The organism is Coprobacter secundus subsp. similis, from assembly GCF_015097275.1.
In the GTDB taxonomy this organism is placed as follows: domain Bacteria; phylum Bacteroidota; class Bacteroidia; order Bacteroidales; family Coprobacteraceae; genus Coprobacter; species Coprobacter secundus.
Genome location: NZ_AP023322.1, coordinates 1,357,298 through 1,378,317, shown reverse-complemented (window position 1 = coordinate 1,378,317; position 21,020 = coordinate 1,357,298). Strand labels below are relative to the sequence as shown.

Here is a 21,020-nt window from a genome sequence, read left to right as displayed (position 1 = left end):
TATATTCTATATATGTGTATTGGTTAGAATTTATTTTTTTTATTAATCTTGTGATAAAGTATTGTTTTTTTTATGTTTATGATTTGGTTTCTAAATAATATAAAGTGATATGAGCGAGATGTCTTTGTTCCATTCGATGAATTGACGGTTAGGAAGAGAATACGAATCTATGAAATTTAAAGTGTGTACAGGGCAGTGCTGCCGTCAATGATTTGGTATAGGTTGGTAAAATTTGTTCCGGTGTTATTCGCTTGTGTATGATTTAAAATTTAGACTTAAAGAGTTTTTTTAATTGTAGAAACTCCTTGAGTATCTCATCATGAAATAAATCTTTTGTCTTTTATCCATTTTTCGAGAACAGGGATTAGTGTTTGTTCTATGTTGTATGAATCGAATTCTTTATAAAGTTTTCCTGCTAAATCGGAGTTTAGTTTATTAAGTGTACGTTCTTTTAATAGACAAACAGGTTTTCCTAAGCCTATAAATATGCCGATTTCCATGGCTACATTGGGATTAGGATTCTCTGTAGTAATACGTTCATGAACAGCTATACCGAAATCACAGGCATAGATGTAAGCCAATATATTATTCATAAGGTCATCGGTATATTCTATATCATCGGCACGTAAAGCTGAGATTTCGTATTTGTTTAGAACCTTTTTTATTACTTCATGTATTTGGGCATGTATGGGTGTTTGTTGAAAACTCATTATTATAAATGCCTTTTTACCAGGAAAATCATTGTGTATGCGATTAATGTATTCGGCCAGATATGTGGGATTTTTCTGTTCTATGATTATATCTTGTGGGTCTGTTCGGGTTACTGTCTCAAATTCATCATCATTCAGACCAGAAAAGATAGCGACTATTTTTGCTTTTTCTTTTAGAGTCGGATCTTTTGCTACTCCCCAAATAATTTTTTGTTTGTCGAATTTAGAAAAGAAATACTGAAGTTCTTGGATATGCTCCATTAATAATTCAAATTCTGCACTTATAAATATATTGAGTAGAATGGATTTGGATTTATTTACATCTTTATCAGTTAAATGAGCATATCTTAATATTTTTTGTAGTGTATCTTGAATAGGGTTTTCTTCAGAACTTGTTTCTGATATGATGATGGATAAATTATGTAGTATGCTTCTTAAATCTGCAAAGTCAATTGTGATTACTCCTTTTTTTTTCAGAATATCGATGATGGAGAAAAAAGTATCGGAAAATAAAGTCGACAATATTTTGAAAGCATTCATCAACGTGAGCTCTTTATCTCTTTTGATAATGAGGTCGCTGGGGAGTATAGCAACAGAATCGATGAGTGTGTTGAGCGTCTGAATCGCTGTTGTTGCTATGGAATAACTATTATTTCCTTCGAATGTGAAAGGAACAGACGCTAAAGCAATGGTATATATATGGAGTTCTTTTGCGATTTCTGCTATTTCTATAGCGACTTTACTTCCGGTTTCTCCTCCTAAGGGAGCAATAAGGACGAGCATATAAATATTATCCTTTTGCAATAGTTCTCGAATAACTGCTTTTCTTCCTTTTATTTTGGATAAGTTTTTTTGACGAGATTTACTATCCGCATCTAAGAGTAATATTTGTCTGAGGGGAAGATTAAGTTTTGCCAGTAGTTTTTCGTCTGAATCAACTGCCAAAAAATCAATTATGTCGGAGTCGTTTAATTCATCGATTTTTTGAGACTTTTTTGCCTCTTGTCGAGTTTGGTCTCTCAATAAACATTGTTCTTTAATAGATGAGATTATCTGACATGCAGCACTTCCTGCACCAATAACCAGTATTTTGAGATTGTCGTCGAGTTGATAGTTTTCCATACTCCGCATAATTATTGATTTTTTACAGTCTGGGACTTATTTTACAAAAATATTAAATTATCTGTTTATTTTTTATTAAGATCTTGTTTAGTATCTCATTTATATTGATAATTCGATGCTGATTTGTCTATTCTTAACTATGTTGTACTGTATTTTTGCAGTTTTATTAAATAGCAAAATATGATTTTTTATCAAAAATAAGTCTTTATTCTGATTTTGCAAAAGTGTAAAGTTTATGTGTCAGTGGTATTGTGATACGGCGGTATATCTATTGATGTGATGGTAGTTCTGAGAATAGGTCTTGATAATTGGGGGTATTAATTTTATCGGTATTTTATTGAAAAGAGATGCTTCGAAAAAAGAGTGTTGTTGGACTTTATTAGATTGATGAATCTGTTCGGTGAGAATAAGAATGTAGTCTTTTTTCTGTGTATTTGCAAAGATAAGTTTTTTGTGGTATATGTTGATGGTGTATAGAAACAGTTGTTCTTTTTTGTTTAAAGTAATTACTGATTGTTGGTATATATGATTTATCTATATAAAAGTATAAACAAAAAAAATGGTTGTCTCACGACAACCAATCTTCGTTAACCTTAAATCTAATACCATGAAAAACACATTGCAAATGTAGAGATAGTTTGTGGTTTGTGCAAATGATTGCACTGTTTTTATCTATGTATTAATTATATTTAACATTTTGATGCGCTGTTTTTTTTGAGGATTTAAGGTAATCAGTTAATTTATAATTGGTTATTTATTCTTTGTTGTGAAATTATTATTGTTATATTATAATATCGGATTACATAAAAAATGAGAAATACACTGTTTAGTTTTAGGAAAAATTTTGTTTGACGATTTATTTTTGAGGAAACAAATTTCGGAAAAGTAAAAATTATTTGAGAAAGACGTTGTTAGGAGATTTAAGGTTTAGGAATCATTGTTATGGTTCTATCATTGGAATTACCTTGTTTGACTATGAGTGGAGAGGTATTGCAGGATGCTTTTAAGAAATTTTATGTTGGAGAGGTTTGTGTATAAATAGAGCAAAAGACTATCTGATTCCTATCAGTACAGTCTCTTGCTTTGCCTTTATCTATTCTACGTATAAAACTAATCCTTTAAGATATTCTCCTTCTGGATGATAAATATTTACAGGATGATCGGCAGGTTGAGTTAATTGATGAATAATGCGAACACGTCTTCCCGATTGGGCTGCTGCGCTAAAAACTGCCAGTCTAAAATTTTCTTTCGATACGACTTGTGAACATGAGAAAGTAAATATTATGCCTCCGGGTTTTATTTTTTCAAAAGCCTTTGCATTTAATTTTCGATATCCTTGTAATGCATTATGCAGAACTTTCCGATGTTTGGCAAATGCTGGAGGATCGAGAATTATGAGGTCATATTGATCTCCCATCTGGTCGAGAAATTTGAATGCATCTTCAGCGAAAGCTTTATGCCGAGTATCTCCAGGGAAATTTAATTCTACGTTTTTACATGTCAAATCTATTGCTTTAGCCGAACTGTCCACCGAGTGTACCAGTTTTGCTCCTCCCCGCATTGCATAAAATGAAAATCCTCCAGTATAACAGAACATATTTAATACGGACCGTCCTTTGGAATAGCGTTCGAGAAGTGCCCTATTTTCTCGTTGATCTACAAAAAAACCGGTTTTTTGTCCCTTCAGCCAATCTACATGAAATTTGAGTCCATATTCAATTGCAATATTTCCGGCTTCTCCTCCGATTAGATATTCATTCTCTGGGTCAAGTTGTGCTTTATAGGGCAAAGTAGTTTCAGATTTGTAATATACATTTTTTATATGGTTACCCAAAACTTGTATAATGGCATCGGCAAGTATGTGTCTTGCATAGTGCATACCGGGAGAATGGGCTTGCATAACAGCTGTTTGGTCGTAGATATCGATAATAAGACCGGGGAGATTGTCTCCTTCTCCATGAACAAGTCTGAAAGTGTTGTTGTAATCTCCGTCAGTGAGCCCTATACTTTTACGTAATTCATAAGCTGTCATCAATCTGTTCTTAAAAAAGTCAAGATCGATTGTAGTGGGTTCGAATGATAATATTCTGACTGCAATGCTTCCAATCTGATAATGTCCTAAGGCAATAAAATTCCCTTTATTATCTGCTACTTCAACGATATCCCCTTCTTCGGGCTGTTTTTCGAAGCGCTGAATAGCTCCCGAAAATACCCAAGGATGAAACCTTTGTAAGGATTCTTCTTTCCCGGGTTTTAAATATATTTTGCTATATGTCATATATAAAATCTGTGTGTTTCATCGGTTCTTTATTTGAAAAAGAATCGAAATATATCATTTCCATTGGCAAAAATCAATAGGGCAAATAAGAATGCCATACCGGCCATTTGAGCATATTCCATGAATTTTTCGTTTGGCTGTCTTCGTGTAATTACTTCATACAAAAGGAAAAGCACATGACCTCCATCTAATGCCGGAATGGGCAATATGTTCATAAAAGCTAAAATGATTGAGAGGAATGCTGTCATGCTCCAAAATGCTTCCCAATCCCAAACTGGAGGGAAGATACTTCCTATAGCTCCGAATCCTCCTAAGTTGCTGGCACCTTCTTTCGTAAATACATATTTCATATCACTGACATATCCTTTTAAGGTACTGATACCTTTTTCAATTCCTTTGGGAAAAGATTCCCAAAATCCATAATGGATAGTAACTAATGGATATATGTCGGTAATTGGGGTTAGGGCAATACCCAATTTGCCATTTTTATCTACTTGCACAGGCAATGTCATTTCTTTTCCGGAACGATAGAAAGTTACATTTGCATTTTTCCCTTTTACACTATCCAAAACTTTAGTAAGTGTTATAAAATCAGGTATAGGGGTTCCATTAATATTTGTCAAGCTATCGCCTGATTGTATTCCGGCGAGAGCGGCTCCTTGTCCGGGAGAAGCTTCTTTGACGACGATTGGTAATCTGAAGGAGGCAAATTTCTCGTTTTTGTCGATTAATTGTAGCATAAAATTTTCGGGCATGTTTATCTCTACGATTTTTCCATCGCGCTCCACTTTTATTATTTTGGCTTCCGCCATTGCTCGTACAGTTTCTCCCGTTAATGTTTCTAACGGCTTTCCATCAGCTTCTAAGGGTATATCCCCATCCTTAAACCCGGCCTGATGTGCTACTTCACTGTAATTGAGTCCGGCTTTTGCATTTTTAAATGGAAGATAGCTATCACCCCAAGTGAATGTAATCATTGAATAAATGAGTAGAGCCAGAATGAAATTGAATAGCACTCCGGCAATCATAACCATAAGACGTTGTCCGGCAGGTTTTGACCGGAACTCCCATGGTTGGGCAGGTTTTGCCATTTGTTCTTTATCCATTGACTCATCTATCATGCCGGCTATTTTTACATAACCGCCCAGAGGTAACCATCCGATACCATATTCTGTTTCACTGTTTTTGGGCTTAAATTTGAAAAGGGTAAACCAAGGGTTAAAGAAAAGATAAAATTTTTCTACTCGTATTTTGTATAACCGTGCAAAAATAAAATGCCCGAATTCATGGACAATGACCAAGATAGATAGGCTTAAAATTAATTGCAAAGCTTTGATAAGAAATGTCTCCATTTGTTATAAGTTATTATAAATTTTTGATTAATTCTTTTGCTTGTATACGGCTTTCTTTGTCTGTATTAACGTAGTCCTCGTAAGTTGGATTTTTTATGAAGAACATCTTTTCCATCGTCTTCATAATGAGGGATGTGATTTCTATAAATCCGATTTTTTCATGTAGAAAAGCTTCGACCGCGACCTCGTTTGCAGCATTTAATATGCATGGCATATTTCCCCCTGTTTGCATAGCATGATAAGCATATGACAAAAGAGGAAATTTTTCTGTATCAGGGTACTCAAATGTTAAATGATGATAATCTTCGATTTTAAGTTTATGACTGGAATTCTTCAATCGATTTGGATAAGAAAAAGCATAGCTTATGGGCAATTTCATATCAGGAGTTCCTAACTGAGCTTTGATAGCTCCGTCTTCGAACTGAATCATTGAGTGTACAATAGATTGGGGATGTACAACAACTTCAATTTGCTCAGGTTTCACATCAAAGAGCCATTTGGCTTCGATTACTTCAAAGCCTTTGTTCATCATAGTGGCTGAATCTATTGTTATTTTGTTCCCCATTTTCCAACGGGGATGCTGTAATGCGTCTTTTAGTTTTACAGATTTCATCTGTTCTTGTGTATATGTCCTGAATGGACCACCAGATGCTGTAAGTATAATTTTTTCTATTGGATTGTGTATCTCTCCTGCTAAACATTGGAAAATAGCTGAATGCTCAGAATCGACAGGGATTACAGCTGTTTTATGTTCGAGTGCCAGTTTATTAATAAGTTCTCCTGCTACAACTAATGTTTCTTTGTTTGCTAATGCTATAGTTTTACCGGCTTTAATGGCTTGTATAGTAGGATATAAACCGGAATAACCAACCATCGCGGTGAGAACCATATCTATGGGTTCTGACTCTACTATTTGGGCAATAGCTTCTTGTCCAGCATATACTTTTACAGGTATGTCTGCTAATGCTTCGGTTAATTTTTTATAGTGTTTTTCGTTAGCAATAACTACTGCTTCAGGCTCAAATCGTCGGGCCTGTTCGATAAGTAAATCAACATTATTATTTGCTGTTAGGGTATATATTTCAAACAAATCAGGATTTTCCGAAATGACTTCTAAAGCTTGAGTTCCTATAGATCCGGTCGATCCTAATATCGCAAGTTGCTTCTTCATATTTACAATTTTCCAAAAAGTAAGGCAAAGATATAAATTATCTCTCTTTAAATAGTGATAACTATATAAAATCGGCCTTTAGTTTTTTTATTTTAAGAAGTGAGGGTTAAATAATTTGAATAATTTTCTTTTTTACTCATTTTATGCAAAACCAATTCAAAAAACTATATAATCAGCTGGATCCAATGGTTGTCCCATGTACCAAAGTTGAAATTCTATGGATGTGTTTTCTGTAGATATTCTGTCATTGTAATTGTCTACAACTGCAATTTTTTCACCTCCAGTTACTTTATCTCCTACTTTTTTTAATAAACCTCCGGTGTATTTGTATATAGAAATAAAATTGTTCCCATGTTGGACTGCAATTATATAACCTTGTTCTAACGTATAGTTGGCTACAATAATAGTTCCATCGAGAACAGAAGAAACAGCTGCGTTTCTTGAAGTTCGTATATCGATACCGTAATGTCCTCGTTTGGGGTTAAAATTGTTGACGACCTGCCCTTTGGTTGGAGGGTAGAATATAAATCCGTCTGTGGGTATATTATCGTGAAATACATTTAGTCGATATTTTTCATCTTTTTCGTATTTTTCTATAAACTCAGCGGTCGTTTCAGAACGGTTCAGAAACGAATCTTTAGGGAAAGTGAGCAAAGAATCTTTTATTTGTTCTATGGAGTCGTGCTGGATATTTCCGGTTAAGATACGATTTAAATTTTGTAGGTAATGATCTTTTATTTCAAGTTCTTTTGATAATGAGTCTATGCGTAAAGCGTTATCCATAATTTTTGCACGAGCATCTCTTTTAAGATATCCCGGAAGAAAATTTTTTAAAGGGGTTCCTACTATTAAATAAGTTGCTGCCATAAATATGATGACAACAAGTGCAGTGAAAAACATGAATGCCCCTAAACGGGATAATCTGAAAGTCCATACCTCTTCTAATGTATTTTCGTTGAAAAACGAAAGTTTGTATTTTGAGCGCATTTTTTTCCAAAAGATGCGTGATTTATTTTTTTTATGCATATTACGTCATTCTGAAGTTCTATACACTGCAATATTACAAATTAATTATGATAATAGCAAAAACGATGATTTCGTAAATAAAAGAGAACGTTATATTTGTAGAGACTTTATATTGAGTATTTGAAAATATCTTTGTATTTTTATGCGTCGGTAAAATTGATGAAGTTGTTTTTTATTTGTCTAATTTATAATTGAAACCATGAAACGATTTGTTCTATTATGTGTGGTATTTTTTTTATTTTGTAGTGTTGGAATATATGGTAAAAATATTGAGCTGAAATCTCCTGACGGGTCATTGGGCGTAGATATTCAGTTGAAAGATAAGATTTATTATTCCGTTTATGCTGGAAATGAGTTGTTATTGAAAGATTGTTCTATGTCTTTGGATTTGAAAGATGAAGTCTTGGGACGGTCGCCAAAGTTGCGGAATATAAGGAGAAATAGTGTAGATGAAACTGTAAAACGGGAAATTCCGATGAAAAATGCCGAAGTGCGTAATCATTATAATGTTTTGCAGATGGATATGGACGGAGATTATTCTGTAGAGTTCAGAGCGTACGATAATGGTGTAGCATATCGTTTCATTACGATCAAAAAAGGGAAAAGAGAAGTTTTGGATGAAGAGTATTCTATAAATTTTCCCGATTCTTATTTGGCACATCTTTCGCAAACGGAAAGTTTCAAAACATCATGCGAAGTCCCTTATACTCATATAAAGACGACCGAGTATAAAAATATTGACCAGATGAGCTATTTCCCAGTTTTGCTGGAGACGAATAATGGATACAATATATTGATTTCGGAAGCTGATTTGTACGATTATCCCTGTATGTTTATAAAAAGTTCTGGGAATAATGGTTTTCGGTCGGTATTTCCAAAATGTCCTTTGGAGTTTGGAGAAGATGGGGATCGTAGTGTTAAAATATTGAGAGAAGCTGATTATATAGCAAAAACATCCGGGTCTCGGAATTTTCCTTGGCGTTTTTTTGTAATTTCTAACGATGTTCGGGATATTGTATCTAATGAAATGGTGTATAACCTTTCTTCTCCTTGTGAATTGGTTGATTATAGTTGGATAAAACCGGGACAAGTGAGTTGGGAATGGTGGAATGGTGCTACACCGTATGGACCCGATGTAAATTTTGTTTCCGGTTATAACTTAGATACCTATAAATATTTTATCGATTTCGCAGCTCGGTATGATATTCCGTATATATTGATGGATGAAGGATGGGCATTGAGTACACAGGATCCTTACACTCCCAATCCGCAAGTAAATGTGCATGAAATTGTTCGTTATGGAAAAGAAAAAGGAGTGGGTGTACTGCTGTGGCTTACTTGGCTTACAGTAGAAAAACATTTCGATCTTTTTAAGACATTTTCGGAATGGGGTATCTCCGGTATAAAAATAGATTTTATGGATCGGAGCGACCAGTGGATGGTTAATTTTTATGAAAGGGTGGTAAAAGCTGCTGCCGAAAATCATTTGGTAATAGATTTTCACGGGGCCTTTAAACCTGCGGGCCTAGAACGTAGATATCCTAATCTGTTGTCTTACGAGGGAGTAAGAGGCATGGAATATATGGGAAATTGTATTCCCGAAAATAGTTTGTATTTTCCTTTTATAAGAAATGCGGTAGGACCGATGGATTATACGCCGGGGGCGATGATAAGTATGCAGCCTGAATCGTATAAAGCTGAACGTCCTAATGCGGCGAGTATCGGGACAAGAGCTTATCAATTAGCTTTGTATGTCGTTTTTGAAAGTGCGATTCAGATGTTGGCTGATAATCCTACTCTGTATTATCGCAATCAGGACTGTACTGAGTTTATAACAAGTGTGCCGGTTACGTGGGATAAAACGGAGGTTTTGGATGCTAAAGTCGGAGAATATGTTGTTATTGCTCGAAATAAGAACAGGAAATGGTATGTCGGTGCGATTTGTAATGGAAAAGAGACTCGACGTGAATTGACGATCGATTTTAGTTTTCTAAAAGAAAGCAGAGAATATCGGATGACATCTTTTGAAGACGGCATCAATGCTGGTAACCAAGCGATGGATTATCGAAAGAAAGAAAGTACCGTTAAATCTGGAGACAAGATAAAGATAGAGCTGGCTCGAAATGGAGGATGGGCAGCTGTTCTTGAATAAAAAAATTATAAAATTAGTGGATATATGGGATGTTAAAATTGAATTAATGGTTGAATTTTTGATATAAGAAAGTTTGATTGGATTGTGAGCTGGGTCTTGAAAGTTTTTAATTTGACTTTCGAGATCCAGTTTGTATCTTTATTTTTTCAAAAATGGCATATAGGTATAAATGTAATGGTTTTATCGATTTATTGCACATTATTATATTCTGTTTTCTGAAAAAAACATATAATTTACTAAATGGCTTTTCTTTTGACTATCCGAACTTTAAGTTCTGTCGGTGAATGTTTTCATGATATTTTTATCTTATCGTTTTGAACAGAATGACAACGCGAGTTGTTTTACCATCAAAAGAAATAAAAATGGAGTGTTTGTATTGTAAATAGGGCCTTTTTACTCTATCAGGAAACAATTGCAAACACATAATAAATGTAAACTAAATTGTCAAAAAGATGAAAACAAAACATGTTCTTTACTCGATGGCGTTGGCCCTGGTAGCTTCCTGGGCGTTTGTCGAAAGTGGAGCAGCTCAAGTAGCTGTGGTTGAAGAGGAGGTGACGGTTGCAGAGATGTTGCCCGGTAAAACTCATTATTATGCAAATAAAGTGGGAGATAATTGGTACATATCTCTTGGTGCAGGAGCTCAGACTTTCCTTACCGAACATAAAGGGAATGTGCAGTATACTTTAGCAATGAATTTTGCTTTAGGCAAATGGATTACTCCATATTTGGGAGTTCGTATTAGTGCAATGGGGGGAGCTCTTCATCCGTTATGGCCAGATAAAGAACATATGAATCATTTTCGCTATGCTGCGGTTTACGGTGATTTGATGTGGGATTTGACGAATGCTTTAGGTGGTTATAATGAAAAACGTGTAGTTTCGGTTATACCGTTTGCTGGTGTCGGAGCCGCGTTGGCATTTAAAAATCCGATTAATGACCATAGGACCTATGGTTTACCTGTATCAGCTGGTATAAAACTGAATTTCCGTTTATCTCATTATGTTGACTTTTTCTTAGAAGGTCGGGCAAATGCTATGGGTGATCATTTTAACGGAGTAGTACAAGGAAAACAAGTTGAATCTATTGTATCGGCTATTGGTGGTTTGACTGTAAAATTTGGAAAGGATCGTTTCAACGCATTTGATCCTTCTGGAGAAAGAATTGTTATTAATGATTTGAATAATAAAGTAAATGATTTACGTTCGAGATTACAAGATTGTGAATCTCGTGAATGCCCTCCTTGTCCAGAAGTTGTTGTTGCAGAGGAAGTTGTCCCTGTTCCAGAACCTGTTTCAAATTGTGATGCTGATTTGACTTCAGTAGTTCGCTTTACAATAAATAGTGCAGTGGTTTCTCCTGAAGAGATGGTCAATGTTTATAATATAGCTGAGTGGATGAAGAAAAATCCGGATTGTAATGTTACTGTAATTGGGTATGCAGATAAAGAAACAGGAACTCCAGCATATAATAAAGAGTTGAGTAAGAAGCGTGCTGACGCTGTTGTGAAAATTTTGACAGGTAAATATGGCATCAAGGCCAATCGTATCCAGATGATAGGGAATGGTAGTGATTCTCAACCTTATCCTAACAATAATAACTGGAATCGTATTGTGGTGTTTAGTGGAAAAGCTGCTAAATAATATTTTCGATTCGAAATAAAAAATGAGATGCCGTTCTTATAAAAGGAGAACGGCATCTCATTTTTTGTTAGAAGAAGTTATAGTTAGAAAATACGTCCGACTAATTTTAAGGAAATCATAGGATAAATCGTTATTTTATCCATTATATCTGTAATACCGGAAGAACTGAGTTCGTCATTCAATAAATCATTTACACTGGCTATACTGCTGACAATTTTGGGTTTACCGTGAAACATGACACCCATCTCAAATTGGCATCCAATTCTTTTACGGGGTACCGAACGCCCAAATCCAAGCCCTACATAAGGTTTTATACTATTTATTTTGATTGCAGCATCTACATTGCCTAATTCATTGGCTTGGATAGAGTAATCTCCTAATGCAATACCTGTTTCAAAATCTACTCCTGTTTGTTGAGAATATTTGTTTAAAATCTCAGACACCTCGGTTACTTGTTGTGGCATCTTTCCGGTGACAGATACTAATTTGCTCTTTCCGATGTATAATCCTGCTACGAAATGAAAAGAGGCTTTTCGAAATGGGTATATATCTACTAATATTTTTCCATTCAATAGACCTAATTTTGCTTTTAGATTAGCTTCTGTATCCAATTCGGAAGAATTGGTTGGCAATCCGTTTTGTTTTAATTCGTTTTTGATATCAGGATATTGGTTGATAATATTATCCATTTCTGAACTGGCGAAATCAATATCAAATCCTGTGGAATAGGAGTAAGGAAACATAGCAATACCGGCTCTTAATGCGAAATGTGGATGTAATGGAACAGCGACATCAAGGCCTATACCTGTTGTCCCGGCTTCCAATCCTACAGCTAAGTGTTCGAATGCTTTCATATCTCGTTGTGCGAATGAAATAGTGGTACAGCAAGATAAGAGTAAACAAATAAGAATAATCTGTTTTTTCATTTTATCATTTAATAATTAAATATATAAATAAATTGTAAATTATATTTTATATGACAAAAATACAGAATCATGTTTTAATAACAAAAATAAAGGGAAAAAGATATATATTTTGTTTATATAAATATCTCATAAAGTAAAAAAATAGTATATTTATGTGTTGTTTATCAATATATTAATTGGAATAATGAATGCTGTTGTAATAAATATTTTATTACATTCCCAGTGTATTAATATTTTGTTTGGATAGTTTTTTTAGAATCTTCCCATGTTATAAAATGTTACAGAATCTGGACCGAATCTACCGGATAATGTACTGAAATCAAGCCGCAGTTGATCAAAGTAGGTTTCTGCTCCATCTCTATAACGCCATATAAGGGCATCATAGTGATAACTGTTCCATCTCCATTCAAAAGGAAATGTTTCTATTTGGGTGCGGTCGGGATAGACTGTGCGTAAGGTTTCTTCTCCGTAACCATCTGCCCAAAAACGGAGTTCTTGTGTTACTGTAAATCCTTGATTGTTTCTAAATGTATCGGACCATATTTTATAACAAAGCATATCAGTTGCTTCTCCTGGATATCTTGGTCTATCGTCGTCCCATTCTATTTCACAGGCTTGCAGGTTAAAAATGGTCAGCAATACAAATATCCATTTGGTATATATAGAAAATTCTGTTTCTTTCATTTTATATATTATATATTTATAGTATTAAGACAAAAAAACAGTCCAAAAGTTTAATATTTGGACTGTTTTTAAAATAAATATAATGATATTATTTGGACAAATAGGTTTAGAAGGAATAGGAAAGTCACAATTGATAATTGTTGACATAATTTGTTATCCATTCTCCGACCTCAGAAGTAGAGTATGTTTTACCATCTTTGGCTAGGTCTTCAGTAACGATACCCGCTTCTATGGAGGCGTCAACAGCTTTGCGTATCAATTTGCCTTCATTGGGCAGATTGAAAGCGTATTCAAACATTAGTGCAGCGGATAATATGGTAGCAATGGGATTAGCTATATTTTTCCCTGCAGCCTGAGGATAAGAGCCATGGATAGGTTCGAAGACGGAAGTGTATATACCTACCGATGCGGAAGGGAGCATTCCTAATGAACCGGTGATGACAGAGGCTTCGTCTGTGAGAATATCTCCAAACATGTTTTCTGTAACAACAACATCAAAACGTCCTGGCCATTGTATCAATTGCATGGCAGCGTTGTCTACAAACATGTATTCAGTGGTTACTTCAGGATATTGTTTTTCTATTTTTTGAGCAACTTCTCTCCATAATCGAGAAGTACATAAGACGTTTGCTTTGTCTACGACTGTAAGCTTTTTCCTTCTCTGCATAGCATATTTATATGCTAAATGAACGATACGTTCAATCTCTTCACGGGTATATACACATGTATCATACGCTGTGTTGTTGTCTTCACTTCTACCTTGAGGACGTCCGAAATAGATGCCTCCTGTAAGTTCTCGTATACACATCAGGTCAGTTCCTTTTACAATATCAGTACGTAAAGGAGATTTATGTATCAATGATTCGAATGTTGTTACGGGACGTATATTAGCGTACAACCCTAATTTTTTTCGCATACTTAATAACCCTTGTTCGGGACGAATTTTTGCTGATGGGTTATTATCATATTTAGGGGAGCCTATTGCTCCGAACAAAACTGCGTCCGATTGCATACAGAGTTCGTGAGTTTCGTCAGGATAGGGGTTTCCACATTCGTCGATAGCACATGCCCCAACCAGAGCTTGCTTGTATGTCAGTTCATGTCCGAATTTTTTACATATAGCTTCAGTTACATTCAGAGCTTGAGCAACAATTTCGGGCCCTATCCCATCTCCAGGGAGTACAGCGATGTTCATTTTCATAATAGGTAAATTTTAATATAAATGTTTTTTGTTATTACATACTTTCAATTTGATTCAGCATTTTGATAGTTGCCTGTATAGCTGCCTCAGTTTGGTCGGCATCAAGCCCTCGGGTTTTGAATGTGTGCCCGTTATGATTCCATGTGATAACTGTCTGTACAAGAGCATCTGTTCGCCCGCCGGGAGGAATGTCTACCATGTAATTTGTCAGCATAGGAAAGGGTCGTTTTAGTTGTATTTTATAAATCTTTCGTAAAGCTTTTACAAATGCATCGAATTGTCCGTCACCTATAGACGTTTCTTCATATTGAATACCATGTATTTCCATTTTAATGACAGCGACAGGTCTCAGTCCTTGAGCCAAAGCTAAAGAATAATTAAGTATCCGTATTGGTTGGTCTTTATCATTGTGCTTCAATACATCTGAAATTATATATGGAAGGTCATCTTGAGTTACTAGTTCTTTTTTATCGCCTAGAGCAATAATTCGTTCCGTAACTTTTCGCATCGATTCATCATCCAGTTCTATTCCTAGAGCTTCCAGATTTTTACGAATATTAGCTTTGCCTGATGTTTTCCCCAATGCATATTCCCGAGTGCGACCAAATCTTTCGGGAAGTAAATCATTAAAATATAGGTTATTTTTGCTGTCTCCATCGGCGTGGACTCCGGCGCATTGAGTAAAGACGTATTCACCGATGACCGGTTTATTGGAAGGTATGCGGATACCGGAGTAAGATTCTACGACGCGGCTTACTTGATTTACTTTAGTCTCATCGATATGAGTTTGTTGTTTTAGCTGATCATGTAATACGGCTAATACACTTGATAAAGGTGCATTACCGGCTCGTTCTCCAAGACCATTGATAGTGCAATGGATGCCTTTTATACCGGCTTTTACTGCCGATAAGACATTGGCAACTGCCAAATCATAATCATTATGAGCATGAAAGTCAAAATGGATATCAGGATATTGTTGACATATATTGTTGCAGAATTCGAAAGTTTGATATGGATTCAATATACCTAATGTATCAGGTAACATGAATCTTTTTATTGGTTCATCTTTTAGACTATTGATAAGATGGAAGACATAATCGGGAGATTGTATCATCCCATTGGACCAGTCTTCCAAATAGATATTGATATCAATGTCATTTTTTCGAGCTTTTTCTATTGTTGATTTTATATCAGATATATGTTCTTGTGGAGTTTTACGTAATTGTTGTTCGCAATGTTTTTTAGAACCTTTACAAAGTAAATTTACTACCTTTCCTCCAGCTTGTTTAATCCATCTAATAGAGATTCCTTCATCGATGAATCCTAAGATTTCTATTTTGTTTGAGTGATTGCGTCTTTCGGCCCATTCACAGACTCGCTTTACAGCTTCGAACTCACCTTCTGATACTCGAGCCGATGCTATTTCGATTCGGTCGACTTTCAGTTCTTCAAGTAGAAGTCTGGCGATGCTCAGTTTTTCTTGAGCTGCAAAAGAAACTCCGGAGGTTTGTTCTCCATCACGAAGGGTGGTATCCATTATTTCTATCGACATACTTATATTTTATTTATCAGTTTAAGAAAATTTTTATATTCATTTCTATTGAATAAGTCTGATATATCCGATTTTTAACAGGAGATAGTTGATAGAAAATGTTATATTTTATTTTTTTCCCAAGCTTCGATTTTGTCTTTTTGGCTCAGCAGGTAATCGATATCATCAAATCCGTTAAGTAAACAATTCTTTTTGTAAGGATTTATATCGAATGTCTCCATAGCTTTATTTGCATTGTTAACAATAGTTTGTTTTTCAAGATTTATAGTTACGGTCGTTTGTGGGTTTTCTCGAATAGCCGCAAACAAATCAGCAAGGAATGATTCGGATACTACGACCGGAAGCACACAATTGTTCAATGCATTGTTTTTGAAGATATCAGCAAAAAAACTGGATACAACGACTTTAAATCCGTAACCGGCCACAGCCCAGGCTGCATGTTCTCGACTCGATCCGCTACCGAAATTTTTTCCGGCTACAAGTATGGAGCCACTATATGTTGGATCATTTAGAACAAAGCTTTTTATTAAATTACCTTCTTTATCGTATCTCCAGTCGCGAAAGAGATTATCTCCAAAACCTTCACGAGTAGTCGCTTTGAGAAAACGAGCTGGAATTATCTGGTCTGTATCTACATTTTCCATAGGTAATGGGATACAAGTTGATGTTAAAGTTTCAAATTTATCTGTCATGATTATTATAGATTAAACATTCTGAATCAATTATAAAAAGTCTCTTGGATCTGTTATTTCTCCGGTGATAGCTGCTGCTGCTGCAACAAGAGGGCCTGCGAGAATTGTTCGAGCTCCTGGACCTTGTCTACCTTCGAAATTTCGATTTGATGTAGATACCGCATATTTCCCGGCAGGTACTTTGTCGTCATTCATAGCAAGGCAAGCAGAACATCCGGGTTGGCGTAGTTCGAACCCTGCATCATTCAGTATTTTATCTAAACCTTCGTTCCGGATTTGTTTTTCTACTTTCCAAGAACCAGGAACGAGCCAAGCGGTTACACATTCAGCTTTTTTCTTTCCTTTAACGAATTGGGCAAAAGCCCTGAAATCTTCAATTCTTCCATTTGTACAACTACCTAAAAATATGTAATCTATTTTTTTCCCGATTAATTTTTCTCCTGGTTTGAATCCCATATAATCCAATGATTTACAGAAAGATATTTTTCCAGCTTCATCAATTTCTTCAAGAGTGGGAATTGTATCTTGTATACCCATGCCCATACCGGGGTTAGTCCCATATGTAATACGAGGTTCTATTTCTTCGGCATTGAAATATATTTCTTTATCAAATATTGCTCCATCATCGCTTTTTAGCTCCTTCCACTGGGCAATAGCTTTATCCCATTCTTCTCCTTTTGGTGCGTATTCTCTACCTTTTATGTAAGCAAAGGTTGTCTCGTCTGGAGCAATCATTCCTCCACGCGCTCCCATTTCTATACTTAGATTACATACTGTCATCCTCTCTTCCATACTTAAAGATCGGATAGTCTCTCCGGCAAATTCTACGAAATATCCAGTAGCACCACCAGTTGTCATTCTTGCAATGACAAACAAAGCGATGTCTTTAGCTGTCACACCTTTTTTCAATTTGCCATCAATCGTGATACGCATTTTTTTCGGCTTTGGTTGTAAAATACATTGTGAAGCCAAAACCATTTCAACTTCGCTGGTTCCTATTCCGAACGCTACGGCACCAAACGCTCCATGTGTTGATGTATGGCTGTCACCACAGACAATAGTCATTCCCGGTTGTGTGAGTCCGTTTTCAGGACCAATAACATGAATGATACCATTTTTTTCATGTCCCAAACCGAAAAGAGTCAACCCAAACTCCTGTGCATTTTTAGTCAATTCCTCTACTTGTTTTCGTGAGATAGGGTCTTGTATTGGTTTATCCTGATTTAAAGTCGGAATATTATGGTCAGGTGAGCAAGTTGTTTTTTCTGGACGGAATACTTTTAGATTTCGTTCTCGTAAGCTGTTGAATGCTTGAGGACTAGTTACTTCGTGGCAGTAATGCCTGTCGATGTATAGTTGTGTCGGGCCGCCTTCTACGGTTGATACTACGTGTGCATCCCAAATTTTGTCAAATAATGTTTTCATTGGATATATTTCTTTTAATCATTTGATAAAATGTATTTTCTAAATTCTTTCAATTTAAGAATAATTTTTTTATAGATTTAGAATTAACTTATGATATTTGTTAAATAATGAATTTGTTAATAGCATCTATAAAAGCTTCTACAGAAGCTGCTACAATGTCGGTATTGGCTGAAAATCCGTAGTAGTGAGCCCCTTCGTAAGAAACAGTGATGTGTACTTTACCTACATCATCACTTCCTTTGGTAATAGCTTGTATGAGAAATTCTTGTACAGTCATTTTACGATGAATAATTTGTTTTACGGCATTAATTGCAGCATCGACTGGTCCATTGCCTGAGGCTGCAGCTTCGAATTTTTCTCCGGCAATATCAAGACAAATACTGGCTACCGGGCGTACACCGACACCGGAAGTTACTTGTAGATATTCTAAACGGATGCGGGCATTTGCAGAACGCTCTTTTCCGACTAACATCAGTACATCGTCATCATTGATATCTTTTTTCCGGTCAGCTAACTTTAAAAAATCTTCGTATGCTTTGTCCAGCTTTTCTTTATCTAATTCTACCCCTAATATATGTAACCGATGTTTTAGTGCTGCCCGTCCACTACGAGCTGTCAGTACGATAGAATTTTCATCTATACCAACATCTTTAGGATCTATGATTTCATAGCTTTCCCGATTTTTCAATACACCATCTTGATGTATTCCTGAAGAATGGGCGAATGCATTTCTTCCGACAATTGCTTTATTGGGTTGTACAGGCATATTCATCAGACTTGAAACCATACGACTGATACCATAGATTTTTTGGGTATTTATATTTGTTACAATATTTGTTTCGTGATGACTTTTAAAAATCATAGCTACTTCTTCAAGTGAAGTATTCCCTGCCCGCTCACCTATACCATTGATAGTTACTTCAGCTTGTCGGGCTCCATTCATAATACCCGAAATAGTGTTGGCTGTAGCCATACCCAAATCGTTATGACAATGCGTGGCAATTACGACATTGTCTATTCCCTTTACGTTTTCTTTAAGGAATTTAATTTTTCGGCCGAATTCATCGGGCAGGCAATATCCAGTAGTATCAGGAATATTGACAACGGTAGCTCCTGCTTTGATTACAGCTTCTATCACACGTGCTAAGTATTCATTATCGGTACGGCCTGCGTCTTCAGCATAAAACTGTACATCTTCCACAAACTTTTTGGCATATTTTACGGCAGCAACAGCTCGTTCAATAATTTCTTCCCTAGTAGAATTAAATTTGTATTTTATGTGATAGTCAGAGGTCCCGATACCAGTATGTATTCTTTTATGTTTGGCATATTCAAGAGCATCGGCAGCAACTTTTATGTCATTTTCTACAGCACGTGTCAATGCGCAAATTGTAGGCCATGTAACAGCTTTTGAGATTTCGACAACTGATTTGAAATCGCCTGGACTGGATACAGGAAATCCCGCTTCAATAACATCTACGCCTAATCCTTCTAACGCTTTTGCTACCTGGATTTTCTCAACTGTGTTCAATTGGCAGCCTGGTACTTGTTCTCCGTCTCGTAAAGTAGTATCGAAAATAAATAATCTGTCACTCATTTGTATTTAATTTTATTTTGTTGTTGCCATAAAAAAAACCTTTCTGCACATGGTGTGAGAAAGGTTTGTATTTTTCTTTTATTGATTTCCCTTTTGTAAAAGGTTTGTACCCGCTCACATCCTTTCGGTAAATCCCGATAGAATAATAATATTTAGACCGAGTAGTAGATCAATAAAGTGTCTCATTTTTTATAATGATAAAGTATTGTTTGCTTTATTTTGATTGCAAATATATAGATAGTTTTTTAATCTCAAAATAAAAATGATACTTTTTTGTGATAAAAAATTATATCTTGTAAGATGATAGCTTCTATTTTATATTAAATTGTAAGTATTTGCTCTTCTTTTTGTATTCATTATCAATTTTTTACGGAGGGAGGTAAAGTTTTATTGTAATAATGTAGATGTTTTTCTATTTTTTCTTTATTCAATAGTATACTTATGCAAATTCAGTTACTTTGGGCTACAAGGTCAAAAATAAAAAAGCACCTATACTTAGGTGCTTTTTTTGATAATCTCATTTGCAATTATCCCAAATACGTTTTTAGCAATTTGCTACGAGAACTTTGTCTTAATCTTCTAATGGCTTTTTCTTTAATCTGGCGTACGCGCTCTCTTGTAAGGCCGAATTTATCGCCGATTTCTTCCAGTGTCATTTCCTGACATCCAATACCGAAAAACATTTTGATAATATCACTTTCTCTTTCGGTCAGTGTAGCAAGAGCTCTGTCAATTTCTTTAGCAAGAGACTCGTTAATAAGTGAACGGTCGGCGATTGGGGAATCGTCGTTAACCAATACATCCAACAGACTATTATCTTCTCCTTCGACAAATGGAGCATCTACCGAAATATGACGGCCAGATACTTTCATTGTGTCAGAGATTTTATCTACGGGGATGTCCAACTCATCAGCAAGCTCTTCTGGTGAAGGTCGACGTTCATTTTCCTGCTCAAATTTAGAAAAGGCTTTACTTATTTTGTTTAGTGAGCCTACTTGGTTCAGCGGCAAACGAACGATACGGGACTGTTCTGCCAAGGCTTGAAGAATTGATTGACGAATCCACCACACCGCATAAGAAATAAACTTAAAACCTCTGGTTTCATCAAATTTTTCAGCAGCTTTAATTAGTCCTAAATTCCCTTCGTTGATAAGGTCTGGAAGACTCAATCCTTGATTTTGGTACTGTTTAGCTACTGATACAACGAAACGTAAATTTGCTCGAGTCAGCTTTTCCAAAGCAACTCGGTCGCCTTTCTTAATACGCTGGGCAAGTTCAACCTCTTCCTCAACTGTAATCAAGTCTTCGCGTCCGATTTCCTGAAGATACTTGTCAAGAGAAGCACTTTCCCTGTTGGTAATTGATTTTGTAATCTTTAATTGTCTCATTTTGCAAAATGAAAATTTGGAGTGCAAATATAACGCTTTTTTACCAATATTCAATCCTTATACCATATAAATAATATAGTAAGTAGAATATAAATTATATT

The 21,020-nt window shown here is 35.6% G+C and carries 15 protein-coding genes; 2 read left to right on the top strand and 13 right to left on the bottom strand.

Annotated elements, in window-relative coordinates; all coding sequences use genetic code 11:
* Positions 1 to 317: 317 nt before the first annotated feature.
* The 5 genes from Cop2CBH44_RS05400 to Cop2CBH44_RS05380 all read right to left on the bottom strand — a co-directional run bounded on the left by Cop2CBH44_RS05400 (position 318) and on the right by Cop2CBH44_RS05380 (position 7,659).
* Positions 318 to 1,841, bottom strand: coding sequence for a TIR domain-containing protein (locus Cop2CBH44_RS05400; RefSeq protein ID WP_200755690.1), 1,524 nt, complete (start codon positions 1,839 to 1,841; stop codon positions 318 to 320).
* Between the two features lie 1,084 nt (positions 1,842 to 2,925).
* A complete protein-coding gene (locus Cop2CBH44_RS05395; RefSeq protein ID WP_021931543.1) occupies positions 2,926 to 4,110 on the bottom strand; it encodes a class I SAM-dependent rRNA methyltransferase in 1,185 nt (394 codons plus the stop codon).
* A gap of 29 nt (positions 4,111 to 4,139) precedes the next feature.
* Positions 4,140 to 5,462 carry an RIP metalloprotease RseP gene (gene rseP / locus Cop2CBH44_RS05390; RefSeq protein WP_021931544.1) on the bottom strand — a complete coding sequence of 441 codons (1,323 nt, stop codon included), beginning with the start codon at positions 5,460 to 5,462 and terminating at the stop codon, positions 4,140 to 4,142.
* A gap of 13 nt (positions 5,463 to 5,475) precedes the next feature.
* The gene (locus Cop2CBH44_RS05385; RefSeq protein ID WP_021931545.1) at positions 5,476 to 6,633 is read right to left on the bottom strand and encodes a 1-deoxy-D-xylulose-5-phosphate reductoisomerase; all 1,158 of its coding nucleotides are present in this window, start codon (positions 6,631 to 6,633) and stop codon (positions 5,476 to 5,478) included.
* Between the two features lie 156 nt (positions 6,634 to 6,789).
* Positions 6,790 to 7,659, bottom strand: coding sequence for a murein hydrolase activator EnvC family protein (locus Cop2CBH44_RS05380; RefSeq protein ID WP_021931546.1), 870 nt, complete (start codon positions 7,657 to 7,659; stop codon positions 6,790 to 6,792).
* Between the two features lie 199 nt (positions 7,660 to 7,858).
* Here Cop2CBH44_RS05380 and Cop2CBH44_RS05375 point away from each other — a divergent pair, with 199 nt between their 5' ends.
* A complete protein-coding gene (locus Cop2CBH44_RS05375; protein WP_200755689.1) occupies positions 7,859 to 9,811 on the top strand; it encodes a glycoside hydrolase family 97 protein in 1,953 nt (650 codons plus the stop codon).
* A gap of 452 nt (positions 9,812 to 10,263) precedes the next feature.
* Entirely contained in the window at positions 10,264 to 11,454 is a 1,191-nt protein-coding gene (locus Cop2CBH44_RS05370) for an OmpA family protein (protein WP_200755688.1), read from the top strand.
* A gap of 83 nt (positions 11,455 to 11,537) precedes the next feature.
* Here Cop2CBH44_RS05370 and Cop2CBH44_RS05365 read toward each other — a convergent pair whose 3' ends face one another.
* From Cop2CBH44_RS05365 to Cop2CBH44_RS05330, 8 genes are all read right to left on the bottom strand, one after another.
* Positions 11,538 to 12,380 carry a hypothetical protein gene (locus Cop2CBH44_RS05365; RefSeq protein ID WP_021931549.1) on the bottom strand — a complete coding sequence of 281 codons (843 nt, stop codon included), beginning with the start codon at positions 12,378 to 12,380 and terminating at the stop codon, positions 11,538 to 11,540.
* A 252-nt stretch (positions 12,381 to 12,632) separates the two neighbouring features.
* A complete protein-coding gene (locus Cop2CBH44_RS05360; RefSeq protein WP_021931550.1) occupies positions 12,633 to 13,064 on the bottom strand; it encodes a hypothetical protein in 432 nt (143 codons plus the stop codon).
* 124 nt (positions 13,065 to 13,188) lie between these two features.
* Positions 13,189 to 14,265 (bottom strand): 3-isopropylmalate dehydrogenase, encoded by a 1,077-nt coding sequence (gene leuB / locus Cop2CBH44_RS05355; RefSeq protein WP_200755687.1) that lies wholly within the window; start codon positions 14,263 to 14,265, stop codon positions 13,189 to 13,191.
* Positions 14,266 to 14,299: 34 nt separating this feature from the next.
* Complete coding sequence (locus Cop2CBH44_RS05350; RefSeq protein ID WP_021931552.1) at positions 14,300 to 15,817, bottom strand: hydroxymethylglutaryl-CoA lyase-like TIM-barrel protein; 1,518 nt, start codon at positions 15,815 to 15,817, stop codon at positions 14,300 to 14,302.
* Between the two features lie 101 nt (positions 15,818 to 15,918).
* Positions 15,919 to 16,509 (bottom strand): 3-isopropylmalate dehydratase small subunit, encoded by a 591-nt coding sequence (gene leuD / locus Cop2CBH44_RS05345; protein WP_021931553.1) that lies wholly within the window; start codon positions 16,507 to 16,509, stop codon positions 15,919 to 15,921.
* A gap of 30 nt (positions 16,510 to 16,539) precedes the next feature.
* Positions 16,540 to 17,934 (bottom strand): 3-isopropylmalate dehydratase large subunit, encoded by a 1,395-nt coding sequence (leuC, locus tag Cop2CBH44_RS05340; protein WP_200755686.1) that lies wholly within the window; start codon positions 17,932 to 17,934, stop codon positions 16,540 to 16,542.
* 100 nt (positions 17,935 to 18,034) lie between these two features.
* The gene (locus Cop2CBH44_RS05335; RefSeq protein WP_044230191.1) at positions 18,035 to 19,531 is read right to left on the bottom strand and encodes a 2-isopropylmalate synthase; all 1,497 of its coding nucleotides are present in this window, start codon (positions 19,529 to 19,531) and stop codon (positions 18,035 to 18,037) included.
* Between the two features lie 527 nt (positions 19,532 to 20,058).
* Positions 20,059 to 20,919 (bottom strand): sigma-70 family RNA polymerase sigma factor, encoded by an 861-nt coding sequence (locus Cop2CBH44_RS05330; RefSeq protein ID WP_044230192.1) that lies wholly within the window; start codon positions 20,917 to 20,919, stop codon positions 20,059 to 20,061.
* Positions 20,920 to 21,020 lie beyond the last annotated feature (101 nt).